The sequence below is a fragment of the Variovorax sp. Soil_C_39 genome, from assembly GCF_057656815.1.
Map to the genome: position 1 here is coordinate 1 of NZ_JBDGJQ010000050.1, position 404 is coordinate 404.

General features: G+C 66.6%; 1 protein-coding gene. It reads right to left on the reverse strand.

From position 1 onward, the window contains the following. Positions 1-404, reverse strand: a 404-nt coding sequence (locus tag AC3A6J_RS28050; RefSeq protein ID WP_487863279.1) for a methyl-accepting chemotaxis protein, incomplete at both ends; no start/stop codon positions are given.

Genomic DNA, 404 nt, shown 5'->3' on the forward strand with positions numbered 1-404 from the left:
TGCTGCGTCACCTGGTCCATCTGCGCGATCGCCTGGTTCACCTGCTCGATGCCCGTGCTCTGCTCCTGGCTCGCCGCAGTGATCTCGCCCATGATGTCGGTCACGCGCTTGACGCTGTCGACGATCTCTTCCATCGTGCGGCCCGCCTCGGCCACCTGCCGGCTGCCCGCCTCGACCTTGCCGACCGAGTCGTCGATCAGGCCCTTGATCTCCTTGGCCGCCGCGCCAGAGCGCTGCGCCAGGCTGCGCACTTCCGATGCCACCACAGCGAAGCCGCGGCCCTGTTCACCGGCGCGTGCCGCCTCGACTGCCGCATTGAGCGCGAGAATGTTGGTCTGGAACGCAATCCCGTCGATCACGCCGATGATGTCGACGATCTTGCGCGACGAGGCATTGATCGAGGC